This window comes from Emticicia sp. 21SJ11W-3 (assembly GCF_024138715.1).
Taxonomy (GTDB): domain Bacteria; phylum Bacteroidota; class Bacteroidia; order Cytophagales; family Spirosomataceae; genus Emticicia; species Emticicia fluvialis.
In genome coordinates, this window is the sequence record NZ_CP092074.1 from 1,554,100 (window position 1) to 1,572,330 (window position 18,231).

The 18,231-nt window shown below is 40.9% G+C and carries 21 protein-coding genes and 1 riboswitch; of the genes, 9 read left to right on the forward strand and 12 right to left on the reverse strand.

The genetic code is table 11. The annotated features are described in order from the left end of the window. Window positions 1–19 precede the first annotated feature (19 nt). Window positions 20–1,084 (forward strand): dTDP-glucose 4,6-dehydratase, encoded by a 1,065-nt coding sequence (gene rfbB, locus MB380_RS06555; protein ID WP_253533996.1) that lies wholly within the window; start codon window positions 20–22, stop codon window positions 1,082–1,084. 72 nt (window positions 1,085–1,156) lie between these two features. On the opposite strand, the gene MB380_RS06560 is transcribed toward rfbB, so the two are convergent. The 3 genes from MB380_RS06560 to rpsU form a co-directional block, all read right to left on the reverse strand. Beyond that, window positions 1,157–2,077 carry a bile acid:sodium symporter family protein gene (locus MB380_RS06560; RefSeq protein ID WP_253533997.1) on the reverse strand — a complete coding sequence of 307 codons (921 nt, stop codon included), beginning with the start codon at window positions 2,075–2,077 and terminating at the stop codon, window positions 1,157–1,159. A 46-nt stretch (window positions 2,078–2,123) separates the two neighbouring features. Next, window positions 2,124–3,008, reverse strand: coding sequence for a tyrosine-type recombinase/integrase (locus MB380_RS06565; RefSeq protein ID WP_253533999.1), 885 nt, complete (start codon window positions 3,006–3,008; stop codon window positions 2,124–2,126). A gap of 111 nt (window positions 3,009–3,119) precedes the next feature. After that, window positions 3,120–3,314: a 30S ribosomal protein S21 gene (gene rpsU / locus MB380_RS06570; protein ID WP_101725305.1), complete on the reverse strand. Its 195-nt coding sequence runs from the start codon at window positions 3,312–3,314 to the stop codon at window positions 3,120–3,122. Window positions 3,315–3,473: 159 nt separating this feature from the next. Here rpsU and MB380_RS06575 point away from each other — a divergent pair, with 159 nt between their 5' ends. Further along, window positions 3,474–4,397: a phosphatase gene (locus MB380_RS06575; RefSeq protein WP_253534000.1), complete on the forward strand. Its 924-nt coding sequence runs from the start codon at window positions 3,474–3,476 to the stop codon at window positions 4,395–4,397. Window positions 4,398–4,455: 58 nt separating this feature from the next. Here the strand turns inward: MB380_RS06575 and MB380_RS06580 are convergent, their stop codons facing one another. The 3 genes from MB380_RS06580 to rplU all read right to left on the reverse strand — a co-directional run bounded on the left by MB380_RS06580 (window position 4,456) and on the right by rplU (window position 5,823). Further along, window positions 4,456–5,052, reverse strand: a complete 597-nt coding sequence (locus tag MB380_RS06580) for a NifU family protein (RefSeq protein ID WP_101725303.1) — start codon at window positions 5,050–5,052, stop codon at window positions 4,456–4,458. A gap of 127 nt (window positions 5,053–5,179) precedes the next feature. Next, the gene (gene rpmA, locus MB380_RS06585; RefSeq protein WP_101725302.1) at window positions 5,180–5,437 is read right to left on the reverse strand and encodes a 50S ribosomal protein L27; all 258 of its coding nucleotides are present in this window, start codon (window positions 5,435–5,437) and stop codon (window positions 5,180–5,182) included. Window positions 5,438–5,511: 74 nt separating this feature from the next. Then, complete coding sequence (rplU, locus tag MB380_RS06590; protein ID WP_101725301.1) at window positions 5,512–5,823, reverse strand: 50S ribosomal protein L21; 312 nt, start codon at window positions 5,821–5,823, stop codon at window positions 5,512–5,514. A 181-nt stretch (window positions 5,824–6,004) separates the two neighbouring features. On the opposite strand from rplU, the gene MB380_RS06595 reads away from it, so the two are divergent. Together MB380_RS06595 and MB380_RS06600 are read left to right on the forward strand one after the other, a co-directional pair. Continuing rightward, window positions 6,005–6,442, forward strand: a complete 438-nt coding sequence (locus MB380_RS06595) for a CBS domain-containing protein (protein WP_253534002.1) — start codon at window positions 6,005–6,007, stop codon at window positions 6,440–6,442. 57 nt (window positions 6,443–6,499) lie between these two features. Then, a complete protein-coding gene (locus MB380_RS06600) occupies window positions 6,500–6,952 on the forward strand; it encodes a DUF2721 domain-containing protein (protein WP_253534004.1) in 453 nt (150 codons plus the stop codon). On the opposite strand, the gene MB380_RS06605 is transcribed toward MB380_RS06600, so the two are convergent. From MB380_RS06605 to MB380_RS06620, 4 genes are read right to left on the reverse strand one after another with little or no spacing between them, the layout of a single operon-like run. After that, the gene (locus MB380_RS06605) at window positions 6,936–7,583 is read right to left on the reverse strand and encodes a lysoplasmalogenase (protein ID WP_253534005.1); all 648 of its coding nucleotides are present in this window, start codon (window positions 7,581–7,583) and stop codon (window positions 6,936–6,938) included. The two genes, MB380_RS06600 and MB380_RS06605, sit on opposite strands and share 17 nt — an antisense overlap. Window positions 7,584–7,593: 10 nt before the next feature. Beyond that, a complete protein-coding gene (locus MB380_RS06610; protein ID WP_253534006.1) occupies window positions 7,594–8,739 on the reverse strand; it encodes a M28 family metallopeptidase in 1,146 nt (381 codons plus the stop codon). A 42-nt stretch (window positions 8,740–8,781) separates the two neighbouring features. After that, a complete protein-coding gene (locus MB380_RS06615) occupies window positions 8,782–9,657 on the reverse strand; it encodes a hypothetical protein (protein ID WP_253534007.1) in 876 nt (291 codons plus the stop codon). Between the two features lie 27 nt (window positions 9,658–9,684). Then, window positions 9,685–10,224: a 5' nucleotidase, NT5C type gene (locus MB380_RS06620; protein WP_253534008.1), complete on the reverse strand. Its 540-nt coding sequence runs from the start codon at window positions 10,222–10,224 to the stop codon at window positions 9,685–9,687. Between the two features lie 144 nt (window positions 10,225–10,368). Beyond that, window positions 10,369–10,567, forward strand: a riboswitch (cobalamin riboswitch). A gap of 63 nt (window positions 10,568–10,630) precedes the next feature. Between MB380_RS06620 and MB380_RS06625 the strand changes: the two genes are divergently transcribed. The 3 genes from MB380_RS06625 (at window position 10,631) to MB380_RS06635 (ending at window position 15,029) form a co-directional block, all read left to right on the forward strand. After that, window positions 10,631–12,553, forward strand: coding sequence for a TonB-dependent siderophore receptor (locus tag MB380_RS06625; RefSeq protein WP_253534010.1), 1,923 nt, complete (start codon window positions 10,631–10,633; stop codon window positions 12,551–12,553). A 5-nt stretch (window positions 12,554–12,558) separates the two neighbouring features. Next, window positions 12,559–13,620, forward strand: a complete 1,062-nt coding sequence (locus tag MB380_RS06630) for a DUF5074 domain-containing protein (RefSeq protein WP_253534011.1) — start codon at window positions 12,559–12,561, stop codon at window positions 13,618–13,620. Window positions 13,621–13,781: 161 nt separating this feature from the next. After that, window positions 13,782–15,029: a DEAD/DEAH box helicase gene (locus MB380_RS06635; protein ID WP_309600838.1), complete on the forward strand. Its 1,248-nt coding sequence runs from the start codon at window positions 13,782–13,784 to the stop codon at window positions 15,027–15,029. Between the two features lie 82 nt (window positions 15,030–15,111). Here the strand turns inward: MB380_RS06635 and MB380_RS06640 are convergent, their stop codons facing one another. Then, window positions 15,112–15,585 (reverse strand): DUF3299 domain-containing protein, encoded by a 474-nt coding sequence (locus tag MB380_RS06640; protein WP_253534013.1) that lies wholly within the window; start codon window positions 15,583–15,585, stop codon window positions 15,112–15,114. A 137-nt stretch (window positions 15,586–15,722) separates the two neighbouring features. Between MB380_RS06640 and MB380_RS06645 the strand changes: the two genes are divergently transcribed. Together MB380_RS06645 and MB380_RS06650 are read left to right on the forward strand one after the other, a co-directional pair. Beyond that, on the forward strand, window positions 15,723–16,073 hold the full coding sequence (locus tag MB380_RS06645) for a hypothetical protein (RefSeq protein WP_253534015.1): 351 nt from the start codon (window positions 15,723–15,725) through the stop codon (window positions 16,071–16,073). Window positions 16,074–16,077: 4 nt separating this feature from the next. Next, the gene (locus MB380_RS06650) at window positions 16,078–16,521 is read left to right on the forward strand and encodes a hypothetical protein (RefSeq protein ID WP_253534016.1); all 444 of its coding nucleotides are present in this window, start codon (window positions 16,078–16,080) and stop codon (window positions 16,519–16,521) included. A 19-nt stretch (window positions 16,522–16,540) separates the two neighbouring features. Here the strand turns inward: MB380_RS06650 and MB380_RS06655 are convergent, their stop codons facing one another. Then, entirely contained in the window at window positions 16,541–18,214 is a 1,674-nt protein-coding gene (locus MB380_RS06655; protein WP_253534018.1) for a hypothetical protein, read from the reverse strand. Window positions 18,215–18,231 lie beyond the last annotated feature (17 nt).

Here is an 18,231-nt window from a genome sequence, read left to right on the forward strand (position 1 = left end):
CCTAAACTGAAATAGAAAGATGCAATCAAAACACATTTTAATAACCGGCGGAGCAGGCTTTATTGGTTCTCATGTAGTTCGCCTATTCGTTACCAAGTATCCCGATTATCAGATTGTTAATCTGGATAAACTAACCTACGCCGGTAATCTTGAAAACCTGAAAGATATTGAGCACCTGCCTAACTATACATTTGAGAAAGGAGATATAGTAGATGCTGATTTTCTGAAAGGCCTGTTTCAGAAGTATAATTTTGATGGCGTTATTCATCTGGCAGCTGAGTCGCATGTAGACAGGTCAATAACAGACCCGATGGCATTTGTGATGACCAACGTTATAGGCACCGTCAACTTGCTTAATGCGGCCCGCGAGGTATGGAAAGAAAGTAATTATGAAGGTAAGCGATTCTACCATGTATCGACTGATGAGGTGTATGGTGAACTGCATGACCCGAAGGAGTTCTTCCTTGAAACCACCAGCTATGATCCGCGTTCTCCGTATTCTGCCTCAAAGGCTTCATCTGACCACTTTGTAAGGGCTTATCATAATACCTACAAGCTACCGGTGGTGGTTTCTAACTGCTCTAATAATTACGGGCCGAATCACTTTCCTGAAAAACTGATTCCGCTAATGATTAACAACATCATGCATCATTTGCCTTTGCCGGTATATGGAAAAGGCGAAAACGTGCGCGACTGGCTTTATGTAAAAGACCATGCACGTGCCATTGATGTTATTTACCACAATGGCGGTAATGGCGAGACCTACAACATTGGCGGCTTTAATGAATGGAAGAATATTGACCTGGTACATTTGCTTTGCAAAATAATGGATGAAAAACTCGGCCGCCCTGAGGGTACCTCTGCCGGATTAATCACTTATGTGCAAGACCGTGCCGGGCATGATTTAAGATATGCCATAGATGCCACCAAACTTATGAACGAACTGGGTTGGCAGCCGTCTCTTCAATTTGAAGAGGGCCTTACAAACACAGTAGAGTGGTACCTTGAAAACACCACCTGGTTAAAAAACGTAACCAGTGGCGATTACATGAAATACTACGAAAGCATGTACACCGGAAGGTAAGATTCCGGAAGTTTATAAAAGAGAAAAGCACGGGCAGCCGTGCTTTTTTGGTATCGCATGATACCGTGAAGACTAATCTACCGGCCTTTTACTCCAGAAGCTGGCAAGCAGCGAGCCGTTTATGTTCATGATTGGCCCGAATAACGCAGGGGCTATGCCCACTGTAGCCAGTTTACCCATGGCCTTTGCTAAGCCAGAGGCCAGCCCGGCATTTTGCAGCCCAACCTCTATGGCTACGGTACGGCAATCTTGCTCGGGCAGCTTAAATAATCTGGCGCCCCAGTAGCCCAAAATAAAACCACCAACATTATGAATAACAGTAGCAAAAACCAAAGCTAAACCTACGGCTTGAATTGATTTTTGCCCGGCAGCTGTAATTACCACAAGTATTATTGTTATACCCCCCATTGATATAAGCGGAAGTATTTTCTGTAACAGCGCATTATGATTTTTTAGTAATTTGTTAACCAGAAAGCCAATGCCGATGGGAACAATTATCATTTTAACGATATCTGACATCATAGACCAGAAATTGATTTCAATAAATTGCCCACCAAGCATTTTCATCAGAAAAGGTGTAAGAAAAGGTGCCAGAATGGTTGCAAGTGAGGTGATAGTAATTGATAAGGCAACATTGGCTTTTGAAATATAAGATATAACGTTTGACGCCAGCCCGCTGGGCGAGCAGCCTACAAGAATAACACCCGCAGCAATTTCAGGAGGGAAATTGAAGGTACTGGCAATGGCAAAGCCTAAAAATGGCATAATAGTAAACTGGCATACCAGCCCGATAATAACCGCCTTTGGCATTTTTATTACTCCCAGAAAATCGTCGTAGGTCATGGTTGTACCCATACCGAACATAATTATCTGCAAAAGAGGGATAATCAGCTCTTTTAACTGAAAACCATTGACTTCAATAAAATATTGCGGATAAAAATAGGCAAGGCTAACTGCCGCTATCAGGCAGAGGGTGTAGAGGTAGTTTTTCATCAAGAGTCATAGTTATAGGTTGAATGTTGCGGTTGGCAGGCACCAATCAGGCCTTTGGATGTGCCTGTTGATATACTTTCTTTAGTTTTTCAATGGTATTGTGCGTGTAAACCTGTGTTGCGGCCAGGCTGGTGTGGCCCAGCAAATCTTTAATAGCGTTCAGGTCGGCACCCCGGTTAAGCAGATGCGTGGCAAATGTGTGCCTTATTACGTGGGGGCTTTTTTGTTCAAGAGAGGTAACGGGCGTTAAGTGTTTTTTTACCAGCCGCTGTATAAACATCGGATACGCCTGCACTCCGCTGTCAGTTAAAATCAGGTAAGGGGTATCTTCGTAATTGCTCAGAAACTCTTTTCTGTAAATCAGATAAACGGCAATGGCATCTGCCAGGCCTTTATTGACAGGAATAACCCTTTGCTTGTTTCTTTTGCCCAGCACGGTAAGTGTCTGGTTAAATAGATTTACATCAGCCGTTTTTAGGCCTATTAACTCAGCCAGCCGCATACCTGTACCGTAGAGTAGTTCCAGAACCAGTTTATCCCGGTGTCCGGCAAAATCGGCTTCAAAACCGGTTTCGTCCAGCATCGTTTTCATGGGTTTTTCCTCAACAAATTTCGGCAGGGGTTTGTCGGTTTTCAATGCCCTTACTTTAAGCATCGGGTCGGCATTGATGGCTTTGCGACGAAGCAGATAATCATAAAAACTGCGGAGAGTGGCTATTTTCCGGTTGATGCTCCGGTTATCCATTTTTTCTTCAGCCATGCCGGCTATCCAAGACCTTATCATCTGTGAATCGGCCTTTTCAGGCTCTTTCAGTTCGTATTGAAATAGGAGATAAGACGAAAACTGCTTCATGTCGTTTTCATAAGCGGTAAGTGTATGCCGACTAAGCCGTTTTTCGAATTGGATATACTGTAAAAAATAAGAAACCATACTAGCAGTAAACAATTTGCTTTAGGCAATTGAAGCTGCTAATATGGTTTAAAATATATCTATTTACAATTAACCACCGAAATTTAGTTTCGGTTAGGCTGTCAATTGATTTTAGATTTCTTCGTTGCTTCTTAGTTTTGTTACATAACGGGCATGGATAACCTCGTTACGACGAGCTACAGAAGGTTTCTCAAAAGCCTGACGTTTACGCAACTGACGCAACACACCAGTTTTTTCAAATTTCTTTTTAAAACGTTTCAACGCTTTATCAATAGACTCGTTTTCTTTTACATTTACTACTAACATATAGATACACCTCCTTTTGTTTGGGCTGCAAATGTAGAAATAATTAATTATTTTTTCAAGTATCCGTCAGGTTTTTATGAAATTTAATCGGGGCAGGTCTGCAAGTCTTTTTTTAAAAGGTGTAGTTTTGCACCGGAAACATCACCAGAATACCGCTTCATGAAAATCGCCGTCATTGATTTAGGAACCAATACTTTTCATTTATTGATTGTTGAGAACAAGCAGACTCTCTACCGCGAGTCTATCCCGGCTAAAATAGGGCAGGGGGGCATTAGCAAAGGCATTATTTCTGAAGAGGGTATCCAGAGAGCCTTAGGGGTTCTGAGGCATTTCAAGGGCATTATTGATAGCCATGAGATAGAAACTAAACAGGTATTTGCCATTGGTACCAGCGCTATCAGAAATGCGGCCAATAAAGATGAATTTGTTAATCGTGTAGCAGAAGAAACCGGTATCATGATTCAGGTTATTTCAGGCGATAAGGAGGCAGAGCTGATATATTATGGCGTAAAAGAAGCCGTGCCAATTAAAGAAACATCAATGGTGATGGATATTGGCGGTGGCAGTGTAGAATTTATTATTGGTAACGAAGACCGGATTTTATGGAAACAGAGTTTTGAAATAGGCGGGCAACGCCTGATGGACAGATTTATGAAGACTGATCCTGTTTCTATGCGCTCGGTGCAGCAAATGGATGATTACTTCCGCGAGCAGTTATTGCCGCTTGCCAATGCCTGCCATCAGTATGACCCTAAAATTTTAATTGGCTCGTCAGGTTCTTTTGATACCTTGATTGATATGCAATACATGCGGGAAAAAGGAGTATTACCTGCAGAAGAACAAGTTGGATTTGAATATTCAATTCAGGAATTTTACAGGGCTTATGACGAACTGCTTTTTAAGAACCACGCAGAAAGAATGGCGATTGCCGGAATGATTGAATTAAGGGCTGATATGATAGTAGTAGCGGTTTGCCTAATTAAATATGTGATACAGGCTTTTGGAATCAATCAGGTGTTGGTTTCAAGCTATTCGCTCAAAGAGGGCATTTTGTCAAGGATTATGGCAAATCATGCGCTTTAGTATTACGAAAAAAGAGCCAAGGCATTGCCCTGGCTCAACAAAATTTTCTTTCTTGTCATTACACGCCTTCTGCCACTACTTCTTTTACCTCTGGCACCATTGTGGTCAATAATCGCTGTATACCGTCGCGCAGCGTAACTGTTGATGAAGGGCAACCGCTGCAAGAGCCTTGAAGGTAAACCTTTACCTGGCCTGTTATTTCATCAAAAGAGGCAAAGTTGATAGCGCCGCCGTCAGACTCAACTGCCGGCCGAACGTACTGGTCAAGCGTTGATTTGATTTTGGCTACTACTGCCGAATCATTGGCGTCAATGATCAATGTATTTTTATCAATGGTTTTTTGTGTAAAAACCGGGTGGTTCTGCTCAAAATATATTTTCAGAAACTTTTTAACATCATAAACTACATCTTCCCACTCGGTATCATCATCTTTTGTTATGGTAATAAAATTGGCTGCAATAAAAATTCTTCTTACAAAAGGGAATTGGAAGAGGTCTGCCGCCAAAGGCGATGCCTTACCTTCTTCTGCAGTAGAAACAATGGTGGGGTAGTCGAAAGACAATCCGTCCGGAGCCAGCTCAAAATTCAATACGAATTTCATTGAATTCGGATTCGGGCTCAGCTCGGTATATATCATTGTTTGGCGTTGAAGCATGACAATTGTTGGTATTTTAAATGAATTAGTGTCTTGTTAAGAACATAAAAGACCAGAAATAAGTTTAATAAGGCACAAAAAAACCTGCCCGTAAAGGCAGGTCTCAAAGTCGTTTGCAGCGTGCTGATTAAGCTTCTGCTACTACGTTAACGAATGATTTTCCGTCACGTCCTTTTTTAAATTCTACGATACCGTCGGTTAATGCGAAAAGTGTATGGTCTCTGCCCACACCTACGTTTACACCCGGATTATGTTTGGTACCACGTTGACGAACAATGATGTTACCAGCGATAGCCGTTTGGCCACCAAACAATTTAACGCCTAAGCGCTTGCTTTCTGATTCGCGGCCGTTTTTTGACGAACCGACACCTTTTTTGTGTGCCATGACCTTATTCTCTTTTAATTAGTGAATTGCAATGAATAAATGTTTTTGTTGCTGAGCATTTCACTCAACCTGTTTTACGCTCCGATTTCGTCAATTTGAATTTTGGTCAAATACTGACGGTGACCGTTCTTTTTAACGTAGCCCTTACGACGTTTTTTCTTGAAAACAATTACTTTCTCGCCTTTAAGGTGTTCAAGGATGGTTGCTTTTACAGAAGCACCAGCTACGGTTGGAGTACCTACAGAAATGGTTCCACCGTTGTCAACAAGGAGTACCTTGTCGAATACAAGTTCAGCGTTCGTTTCGCCCTCTAATCTGTTTGTGTAGAGCGTACGACCCTTTTCAACTTTAAATTGCTGACCTGCGATTTCTACGATTGCGTACATTTTTTGAATGATAGATTTACAATGAATACTGTTTTATTCTGAATAAGCGCTGATTAATGTCTGAAACGCATTATTTAGGGGTGCAAAGTTAAGAATATATTTTTGTTTTTCAAACTATTGCTTTCTATGATTTTTTTTATAAAATTGTAGGAAGTTTCAATCAACCATAACGTACACACCTATGAAAATTCGTCAGATATTGCAGAAAAAGAAAATCAATGCCCTGTTCTCGGTTTCGTCTGATACAACTGTATACAATGCACTTGTAGAAATGGCAGATAAAAACATAGGGGCGGTTTTAGTAATTGACAACGGAGCCCTTTCCGGAATTTTCTCTGAGCGCGACTACGCCCGCAAGATTGTCTTGAAAGGCCTGCACTCAGATGAAACAAAGGTAAAAGATGTAATGACCGCTAAAGTTATTACCATAGATGTGGAAGATAAACTGGAAAATGCCATGCAGATAATGTCTGACAGGCACATCAGGCACTTGCCAGTAATGGACGGCAGCACGCTGGTAGGCATTATTTCTATCAATGACCTGGTTTCAACGTTAATCAATGAACAGAAGTCTCAGATAGCTTCATTGGAAAGTTATATATCGGGCAGCTACGCTTAAATTCTTTACAAACTCTTTGGCTCATGCGAATCGATTGATTTCGCTTAATACTATCTGATGGAATTGACAATTGGTACTCCGGCACTTCTTTTTTCTACGGTTTCATTACTGATGATTGCTTTTACTAACCGGTTTCTGGCGCTGGCTAGTCTGATCAGAGATTTGCATTTAAAATACAAAACTGAAGAAGAGAAAGAGAACATAGTTGCACAGATTATCGGTTTACAGCGGCGCATCAGAATTGTAAGGAATATTCAGATAATAGCCATTTCGAGCCTGCTTTTAAGTGCGGTTTGTATGTTGTTGATTTTTGTTGGCCGCGAACTGGCAGCCAAATGGATGTTTGGCGGTGCATTGATGCTACAGATAGCAGCACTCACTCTGTCGGTACGTGAAATAACATTATCGATGAATGCCCTGAAACTGGAGCTGAGCGATATGGCCGAATTGATTGCTCCGGAACCGTCTTATCGCAGACGCAAAAAACATGAAACTAAGAGCGACGACTGATGAGCAAACCGTGGATAATCAGATATTGCGCTACCACATAAGTACTCATTATCAGAAAACCAGCCATCGGCACTGATACTACAAATTTGTTAAGGGCTATAAGCGAATCAGAGGCAATAAATAATACCGCCCCAATGAGTACAACTTCATAACTTTTGTCTTTTACCTGCCGCTCGCTGGCACGAATACCCATTAAGGTTATTACTATGGCATACAAAGTTACCGGAATCCTGAAGTCGGTCGGAATTCTGTGCAATAGAAAAAACAGTAGCAAACAAGCATAAGAAATAAAAGGTAGCCAGCGGAAATGGCGTGATTTACCCTCTTGCCGGAACAATAAAATATAGCAGACATGCCCAAGCAGAAATGCACCCAGGCCCATCAGAAAGTAATTGGGGTTTAATTGCTGAAACATCAGGAAGGTGTCTCCCAGGCAAGAGAAAAATAAAGCAATTAACACAAGCCGGTCTCTTTTACTAAATGTGGCACGGGTGTGCAGGTAATAAAACAAACCCAGGGTAATCATCAGCAGCGGTTTAGTAATATAGCCAAGCCATTCGGTTTCCAGCAAGCCTGAGGCAATGTTTATCGCAGACAGGCCAAAGAAGATAAAAGTCTGGTTACGATTCATAGTAAGGTGTTTAAGTAATATTGAGTTGTTCTCCGATTTTCTCTGCTAATATAACAGCCTTTTCCATAGGTAAAAAATCTACGTTTGCCAGCACATCTGTTGGTCGGTGGATGTTAGGCATTCGGCCGTGTGCATCAAGTGCTGCCAGCGTTACAGCCGGAATGCCCGCCCGCTGAAACCAGACTGAATCAAAGTCAGCCGTATGCCAGGCTCCTGTGGTTACATTTTTAAGAGCCGGAAGCTGTGCAACGGTTTGTTTGGCTATTTGTATCAACTGGTTGTCATACACAATGTTAGACCAACTGCCGGTTTGGGTTATGATTTTCAGATTACCGCTGCCCAATGTATCAAAATTAATCAGATAGGTTTCCTTGTTAAATTCGGTATAATGTTTTTTCATGTAGGCTCTGGCGCCTATCATGCCTACTTCTTCGGCACCTGTCAGAACCAGTTCCACATCCAGATTGTCTAAATTTTTAGCCCACAACTTCTCGGCGGTGGCAACAGCGGCGGCTACTCCGGTAGCATTGTCAGAAGCGCCGTTTGAATAGCCTAGGCGGAAATAGTCTACCGTACCCACTACCCCCTGCAACAGAAAGTAAAAAGCTAATACGTTGCCTATCATCATAATGAAATTGTTTGGCGCCAGAAACTGAGAAATGGCTATAAATTGCGCCACAATCATCAAAAACAGGCTCATTTTTAAAGACTTCCGGAAGTTGCCAACCATCTCGGGGCGATAAAGAACCGAAATAGGGGCGGTGTCCCAATGCGCCATCAGGATGAGTTTCTTAGGTTTGCTGGTTGCTTTACTTTTAGGCTTAACTACGAGGTTATACGAAGTAACCAGTGGAGGAAAACCCGTAACCGGCGATGCGTACCAGTTGAAATACAGCATTGCCAGTGTTACAAATATCAGTGTGATAAAAAGCCCGGCAATTGGAGAGAAATTAAGAGTTAATAAACCGGCAAACAAACCACCGATGAGCCACCAGACAATAGAAATGTAAGTTTTTGGCGTTTTGAACGACTCCCTTGATACTTCCTGTTCCGGAAACAAACTGCTGAGATAATCAAGCACAGGTATTTCATTAGCGGTGGCTACACCCCTGTTAGGAAAAGCTGCCAGTTTTTCTACAATTTGTTTTGCGGTCATATTGGGTTTTAGTTAGGGTGTCATTAAGTGATTCAAAGCAGTTTAGTCAAGTATTTCATAATCTATAATATCGAGCTTCGCCGTAGAAGATATTTGTATTTTTTTAATCAGTTTATTTTTTATTCGCCAGTCGTAATCACTTTTTGAAACAGTAAGCTTTATGGTTTTGTCTTGATGTACATATTTCGGGTTACCGTAATTATAATTATAAGTTTTGAAAACATTTTTATCACTGGTAATAAACCTTATTGTGGGATAGCCGTAAAGTTCTAATTCAACATCGTGCTTGGCAAATGTAATCTTGCTTATTTGGCTAGTAAAATATAATTTTTCTTCTGATTCTACTTTTGTTCTAACAATTAACCAAAACACAAATGGTATAAGTATAAACAATGAGATAATTAATGAAATCAGTCTTTTTTCAGATGAAGTTATTATTTCTTCTTGTTCTTTTGTACCTGTTGATTTTAGGTTTTTGTCAATTGGTAAATTTAACCTATTTAAATAATCAATAAACTCTGAATAATTTTTGTAATCATTTTTATCTATAATTAATAATCTGGTTTCAGTACAAATAATTAAACTAGTATCAATACCATCTTTTCCTCTGTCATTAATTTCTTCGTTCCAGGCTGCTATATCGTTTACATCTATTTCATCCAGATATTCATTTTTATGTGTTTCAATAACTATTTTGTCTTCATAAAAATGATATATTCTTTTGTGAAAGAAAAGTAATCTAATAACACCAGAAAAGAGAAAAAATAGTGAAATAAGCAAGCCCCACCATGAAGCATTAATAATAGATTGTTGAAATACTAAAGCGTAAATTCCTAACCAAAATATCGATTCTATTATTCTTAGTAGGTAATGATTATTTGGTTTTGAGATGATGGGGTTTTCTTCACTTATTTTCATAAATACAAGGTCATTTTTGAATGGACTTTAACTTTCATTCTCAAAAAAAGCCTCAATTTCTTTCCATGATTTGAATCTTTGATAACCGGTTACCTTCTGATTATGAATGGCGCTGAACATCAGCGGTTTACCTTTAAAGGTTTTCAGGTTTTTCTCGTGGTCGTCAATCATATAATCGGCGGCTACAATGCTTTTATCTCCGCAAAGCACAATGTTTCGCCATGATATAAACGGAAAATGCTCTTCCAGCCAGTCCATTTTGTCTTTCAATGAATTAGGAAACTCAGTAGCTGCCGATACAATAAATACTTCATATTGCTCATGCAGTTTTTTTATTACCTCTACGGCATCTGCCATTACCTCTACATCTCTGAAAAAGCCCGGTTTAAATATTTCAACCCGAATTTTATGATAGTTTTTTTCTTCAAAAATTTCAAAGTAAGCTTTGTTTTCAAAATGTTGCTCGGTGAAAGCCGTACCGATAATGTGGTTATAAGTTTTAAGGATTTTCTTTCCTGTGGCCGCCATTACGTCATCCATATCAATGGCAATTCTCTTTTTGGTCATTCTTGATTAAGGTTTTGTTTGTGCGAATATAAACATAAGATTTTACAACCCTTCATTTGTGTTTATAAGTGTTTCAGATTTTCATAAAGGCACTGCCCAATACTATTTTTTGTGCCTGTTGCTGTTATTTTTAAAAATCATTTTACCTTTGCAACAGTTTTAGGTGCCTTATACAGCTTCCGATAGTTGTTTCAAGGCTTAAAAGGGAATCCCGTGTAAACCGGGAGCTGTCCCCGCAACTGTAAGTTTCTTGAGTGCATTTCAACTGCATGGCCACTGTTATACGGGAAGGCCGGAGATGCTGAAACGAGTCAGGAGACCTGCCCAAAGCTATCCTTATTTGCGCTTTACGGAGGATGAAGCCAACTGAGCGACAGACTATCATTCATTTTACATGTTTAATTAATTGAGCATTTTTATCAGATGCTTTTGCCTGAGGGTTTTACCCTTTGCCTTTGCGTGGCTTCTGCTGTCGCAGGAAATGGTATTGGGCCAGACTGACTCAACCAGAATGCTGGACGAAGTGTTGGTGAAAACCTTCGCTCCAACCCGGTTTATGGCAGGGCTAAAGATTCAGCGTATTGATTCAGCCACAATTGAGCAGGCAAAGTTTCAGACCCTGGCCGAATTTCTAAACTTTCTGGCACCGGTTAATTTCCGGCCCTATGGAAACGGGCAACTGACAAGTATAGGATTACGAGGTACTTCAAGCAATCATACGGCTGTAGTCTGGAATGGCATCAATATCAACTCACCAAGTACAGGGCAGAGCGATTTCTCCACTTTGCCTGCTGCAGGTTTCGACCTCCTGGCTATTCAATACGGGTCATCGTCATGTGTGGTAGGATCAGATGCAGTTGGAGGCAGTATACTGCTCGACTCAAGGCCTGTCTGGGAAAATAAAATGCAGTTGAGTTTCGGGCAGCGGATGGCCAGTTTTAATAACCGCCAAACACAGTTAAGCGCCCGGGTTTCAGGCAACAGGGTTTCGTCAAAGACGGTGTTTTATAGTGGCGTTTTGAATAACAATTACCCTTATACAGAGCGGAACTATTATCCGGTTGAGCGTTCAACCACTTCTTCAAGAGGCTTTATTCAGGATTTGTTTTATCTCACCAAAAAACAAAACCAGCTTTCGCTGAACGTCTGGGTTTCTGATAATAATGTCGAAATATCGCCGCAGTCAATCCATACAAGAGAGGTTTTGCAAACGCAGGCTGTCAGGATTCTGAATACCTATCAATTTAAAAAACTGACTGTCAGAGGAGGTTATGTGCAGGATATCACCAATTATGGTAAGGGTAATTTTGTTAAACCCAGCCGGACAGCCATTGACCGGTTCTTGATTCGTGCCGAACATGCATGGAAGATTTCAAAACTTACTGCCCATATTGGCACTGAGGCAGCGCATGTAATAGCACATGTTGACGAATATGAAAAGAACACCATTGCAGAGAACAGATTAGACATTTTTGCCTGGCTGAGGTACCAGGTTTCAAAAAGATTACTTGCCTCTCTTAATGTGCGTCAGGCCTTTGTAAAAGGCTTTGAGCCACCCTTAGCCCCTGCTTTGGGGTTTGAATATCAACTTACTGAATCCACCAAATTAACGGGCAATGTTTCACGCAGCTACCGGGTGCCTACCATGAACGAACGCTATTGGTCTGAATTAGGCAACCCGGAGCTGAAGCCCGAAGACGGATTTAATAAAGAGATGGGTATTAGCTGGAATAAGCAGCACCATACTTTCAGTTTTAGCTCGTCGATGAATCTGTATCATAATCTGATTGACAACTGGGCCTACTGGAATCCGGATTTGAATTACAAGGTACAGAATCTGCAACAGGTATTGGCCAAAGGTCTGGAGCTTACACACAAAACGCAATATCAGCGCGAGCAACTAGCGGTTGGGTTTCATGCCCAATATGCTTACACGCATTCTTCGCAGCAGAAAGCTTATAATGTTTTCTCTGCCGATGTAATAGGTAAGCAGCTGATTTACATACCGAAGCACAATTTTACCGCCAATTTATATTACCAGACAAACGGGAAAACCGGGTGGCTGAAAAAACACGGAACGCCGTTCCGTGCAACGCTTCAATGGCAAGCCAATAGCCGCCGGTATTACACGTTCGACAATTCTAAATGGCTCGATGGCCAGCATTTGGCAAACCTGATACTTGAAAGTGGCCTGAAATGGAAGCATGCCGATGGTCGCTTGTTTTTTCAGATAAACAACCTGTTTGACGAGCTCTACCTAAACTCAAAACGCAATGCCATGCCCGGCAGAAATTATGCAATCAACTTTGTTTTTAACATAAATAAGTAATCCAGATGAACTACAAAAAATTATTGTTACTTGGTTTTGTTTCTATTGCTTTATTCTCTTGCGAAACCAAGGATGCAGAACCCGCACAACCATACGACACAGGTGTGATAGTGATTAACGCCGGCAACTTTTTTGATAACAACGGCACACTATCTTTTCTGAAACGAGATTCTACAAAAGCTACCCTTGATGTTTTTCAAAAAGAAAATAAACGCTCAATTGTAGGGGGTATTACAGAATACGCAGAAATAGACGGTAAAGGAATTATATTAGTAGATAACTCTACTGACGGCCAAGACGCCATAGAAATTGTAAATGCCCGTTCCTTTAAGTCGGTGGCGTCAATAAAAGAAGTTGAAAACCCACGCAACGCTATCAAAGTTGCTTCTAATAAAGCTTATGTAGTTTGTTGGGACGTGCTGAATGCCGATTATTCATACAAGCCAGGGTATGTTCTGGTAATTGATTTGAACACTAATAAAGTAACTAAAAAAATTGCTGTGCAAAATGGCGCCGAAGGAATTGTGGTTGTAGGTAATGAAGCCTTTATTGGTAATGACCCGTACTCAGGCAAGAGCGAGATTACCGTAATTGATATTGCCAAAGATGAGGTGTCTGGTAAAATTTCGATGAAAGGCGGTACCACCAATCTTGTAGTTGATGCCAACAACAAGATTTGGTGTTCGGTTGGTAAAGAAGTTTTCCGTATTAATCCATCTACCAAATCAATCGAAGCTACTTTAAGTACCGAAAAAACAACAGGTAAAGTACCCGGAGAATTGGTTTTAAGTGCCGACAAAAGAACTATCTATTTTGATTATTCGAATTGGAGTGAAGGCGGAGAAGTATATAGCTTTAATATAAGTGATGCGGCAATATCAAACGCCAAGCCCTTAATCAAGCGTACATTGTCTGGCCTGGGATTTGATACAAACGCAAATATTATCTATGCTGGTGTTACGCCGTCTTACAAGCAGGCAGGTTATGTTTTCAGGTATAAAGTAACCGGAGAACTGATTGATTCTGTAAAAGTAGAAATTGCACCCAGTAAGTTTTTCTTCAAATAAGATGTTGGCTTGTTGCGCAATTCCGTAAACCGGGCAAGGCGAAAGCAACCATAAACCTATAAAAAAATGCACAGAATTGCCGATGTTTTGGCCTTTCTGTGCATTCTTCGTTTCTAAATGCTATCTTTACATTTTTACCAATCAAAATTATTAATTAAAACTTGCAATTTAGCGAATTTAACCTACATGAAGACCTGTTGTCTGGCGTAAACGCCATGAATTTCGTACAGGCTTCTCCTATTCAGGAGCAAACCATTCCTATTATTCTTTCAGGAAAAGACCTTCTTGCTTCTGCGCAAACCGGCACTGGCAAAACCGCTGCCTTTCTTATTCCTTTGCTAGACCACGTTGTGCGAAACCAAAGTAACCAGACCTCGGTGCTGGTGCTTGTGCCTACGCGTGAGCTGGCTAAACAAATAGATGAACAAATAGAAGGATTCAGTTATTTTATTAATGCCACCAGCATTGCCATTTATGGCGGCGGAGTAGGGGAAGAGTGGAATCAGCAGCGAAAAGCCCTTGTACATGGTGCCGATATTATTATTGCAACACCCGGGCGTTTGATGGCGCACATGAAAGCAACCGACCTGAAGTTTGACCACATTAAATGTCTGGTACTTGATGAGGCCGATAAGATGCTTGATATGGGTTTTTCAGACGACATTATGTATATCCTGAAGCACCTGCCGGTGCAACGGCAGAACTTGATGTTTTCGGCAACTATGCCTAAAAAAATAAGAGATTTTGCCAACAGAATACTGAAAGACCCCGCAGAAGTGCGGCTGGCCACATCAAAGCCAGCGGTAGGTATAGACCAGCAGTTTTATATGGCCACCGATACCCAGAAAATACCTTTGCTGGCACATTTGCTCAAAAATGACAATGTACAGTCGGTGATTGTGTTTTCGTCGCAGAAAATGATGATTGAAAAAATCATCAGGGCTTTAACAAAACTAAACCTGGATGCCCGGGGGATATCATCCGATAATTCGCAGCAGGAACGCGAAAACGTATTGCGCGACTTCAAAAATAAGCAATTTAAGATTCTGGTAGCTACCGATGTGCTTTCAAGAGGTATAGACATCAATAATCTGAGCCATGTAGTAAATTTTGATGTGCCGCGCGATGCCGAAGACTATATCCATCGTATCGGGCGCACAGCCAGAGCAGAAACCACCGGTACGGCTATTACATTTATTAATGAAAGAGACCAATACCGTATTGTAAATATTGAAAAGCTATTGGAGCGCGAAGTTGAAAAGCAAAGCGTTACCGAAAGCCTGGGCCTGGGTGCTGCTCCTGAGTATAAAGGGCAGAACAGAAATGCAAGGACCCCAAAGCCTGACGGCCAGACAGGTAAACCGAAAAAGAAATTTTTTCGTCGTAATAACAAGCCGGCAGGTAACTGAAGCATCATAAATAGCCATGTAGACCCACTATGTGGCTATGTATGCTGTGGTTAAATTTACAGCGTAAAAGAAGTCTGATACCTCAATTAAACTTCTTTATGGGTTCTGTATTTTGTAAAACGTAGTTCAGCTCTTCTACGTTGTCTATGTTTAGTTTTAATATGCCTTTTACGGTCCATATCTCGTCAGTAGCAAAGCGGCGGGGTTGTTTCAGTTTCAGTTGTATGATTGATTCAGGCCCCGAGCCTCCGCAGAAAAAACAGGCAGCCATAGGATTGGCCGAAAGCACAAATACGTTTTCAGCCGGGTCAACCGGAATCATATATCCTCTTATTTGTATCACTTTTCCTTCCAGTGCTTTCACACGCTCGCCAAATTCAGGGTAAAGAAAAAACATATTCTCCTGTTTGTTAAATTTCTTCTTAAAGCGTACATCCTGCAGGTCTTTCCATGTAATGTGCTGGGTTTCGGCCTGCACTTTAAAGCCGGTATTAATGATGCCTGCCACTACAATGAGTATTAGCCCTACCGAAAAATATGAACTGAATTTTTTCATAGTAAAATTGTTTATGCAATAATGTTGCAAATATAGTCAGAGAGATTTATTTTTGCATCATTGTTGCAAGTATTTCATCTATTAAAGTTCAGGTATTTCTACATATACTTATCTGCCTGTCATTAAATTATAGTATTATGACAAAAGTATTGTTAGGATTCCAACTGGTTACCGCTTCTTTCGTTCACCTGATTTGCTGTGGTTTACCATTGCTGCTGAGTATCAGCGGTGGTTTAAGCATTTTTATAGCCTTGCAGGCGTATGCGCCTCTTTTACTGTGTTGCCAGTTAATTATTTTCGGGGTTACTTTTTATCAGGTGTACAAACCTGCCGGCAAGGCCTCAAAAGTGCAGCGCACCGGATTCTGGTTTATTTCTCTGGTTTCAATTGTTTTCTATTTTTATCCGCCGGTTCATTGGTTTAAGTCAGAAGAAACCCGGTTAAAAGAGGCACAGATACAACGTTTTTTCAAGCATAAAACACAATAATGAAATGAATAAAATTCTTTTGTTTTTCGCAGCAATTGCAGTAATGGGGTGCTCGTCAAAAAATCCGAAAGACAACCCCGTATTGGTAGAGGCCAATGAGGTACACATGCAGGCAGAGGCTATTCAGGAGCAAGTTGAGCCTGAAATAGATAAGCTCGACAGCCTTAGTAACCTTTTACTTGCAAAAAAAACTTTAAAAGCTGATTCGTTAGCCAGGGAATTGACAACCTTGAAGGCTGACTTTAATACTTGGGAGAAGAACTTCTTTGCGGTGCCGGGGTTTGAACATACCCATGAAAGTGGCCATGAGCATGAACACCATCACCACAATTCGGTGCCTGATTTACCTGCCGAAAAAATGCTGGAGGTGCAAAAAGAAATTAAACAAAATATTGAGCAGATTAAAACACGCCTGGAAAGTATTTCTGTAGCGGTTAAGCAACTCTAAGATAACGAAGCATTACTTTTCAATTCAGTTTGGGTTCTACCCAGAGCGCTACTAAACCCACCAATATAATCAAATACCACGCCCAGTCTGGCAAAGTGGTGGTAAGTGACTGTAAAGATGCTTTACCACCACTAAAAGTACTTATGCGCTGATGCGCCTGTAAGGCTTCTTGTATTTGTGTGGCTTGCTTAAGCCCTCTTGTGTTTTCTTCCACATAAAGCGATAACGAATCCTGAAATGATTGCCAGCCCGGTTTTCTGAAAACATAGCTTCCTGAATAGGTAAGTGGATTGACTGGCGATTGAGATAAAATACTCGTATCTGTATCTATCCTGATTTTTGAAGAAACCACAGTAGGATTATTAATAACAATAGATGTTTGCGTATCGGTAAAAACAGGAGCATCAATCAGAATATTGTCGGTAACAGAAGGAGCCAGTTGTTGAAATACCGACGACCAGATACGGGCATAGCCGAGGCTATCGCCACTTAGTTTCAACGGGAAAGTCTCATTCAGAAAACTCAAACCAATTGACCCGGCTTTCTTCTGAATAGCTATGGGGTATTTACCAATTAATTTCTGGTTAACGGCCGGTTCAGGCACATAAGGCAGTGCTGTAAGATTATCAGCAACGATTATTGTTTGGTCGTTTGATGTTTTTTTTATGCGCCAGTTAGTGCCCAAAGCCAGATTCAGCGTTTTAGCGTCTTCTTCGGGTTTAGTGCAGTTAATAAACAAGACACTTTTGCCTTCGGCAGCTGCTTTTTTTACCAGTGTATGCGTTGCATTGGCAGGGTCGGTTATTAAAATATCAGCGTCGAAAGATTTAGTATCGCCGGGCTTATTGATAGTAACCTTGCTTTGGGCATCTTTTGCAATGGTAGTAATAATCTCAACCTGATAATTGTTTCTGCCCAGCCACTCTGATAGATTTTTGCTTTCAAAATCAGGATTGCCTAATACGAAAAGTACTTTACGTGGCTGTGGAGCATGTGCAAAAAAATGAATGCGCTCAAGCGGCGCCTCATCCAGTGTTAATACTGCCTCGGTACGACCAATGGTAAAAACCGGAAAACTGAAATGAAAAGTATTATGGCCTTTTTGCAGTACGAGGCTATCTAACGTTTGATGACCATATTTAATGGCGAGTGTCTGAGGTTTATTAACGGTTAATTTACCGCTCAGCTCTTGTATGTCTCCCTTTTTTACAATGCTTTTATATCGTAAATTCTGTAGTTGTCCTTCGTCAAAATAGGGTATCCAGTTCAGGTTCCTGTTACTCAACCAGCTGAGGGTTTTAGGGCTGAAATTCTGCCCTAAGAGATAAACATTGCCGGGGCTGTCAGCAAATTGCGGATTATTACTGATTAAGCGGTTAAAGTCCTGCTCATTGAAAGAATCTGCAATTTGAAGGCTGTCTTTTATTTTCTGAACATAAGCCTTGGGTATTTTGGCGGCAGCCAATAAAAATTTGTTGCCATTGGTAGTATGCTTAATACCCGGCTGAAAAACAAAAAGAAAAACTGCCAGCCAAACGAATAGATTCAGCCCCAGGCGTATCAGTAAGCGTTTTTTAGGCAGAGATTTGGACCGCCACAACAACCATAATTGGATAATCAATAGAAACACCAGGCCTATATAAAGTATCCACTTTGACTGGAAGACTGATAATATGAGTAAGTTAAATGCCATGTATTAGTATTGGTCTG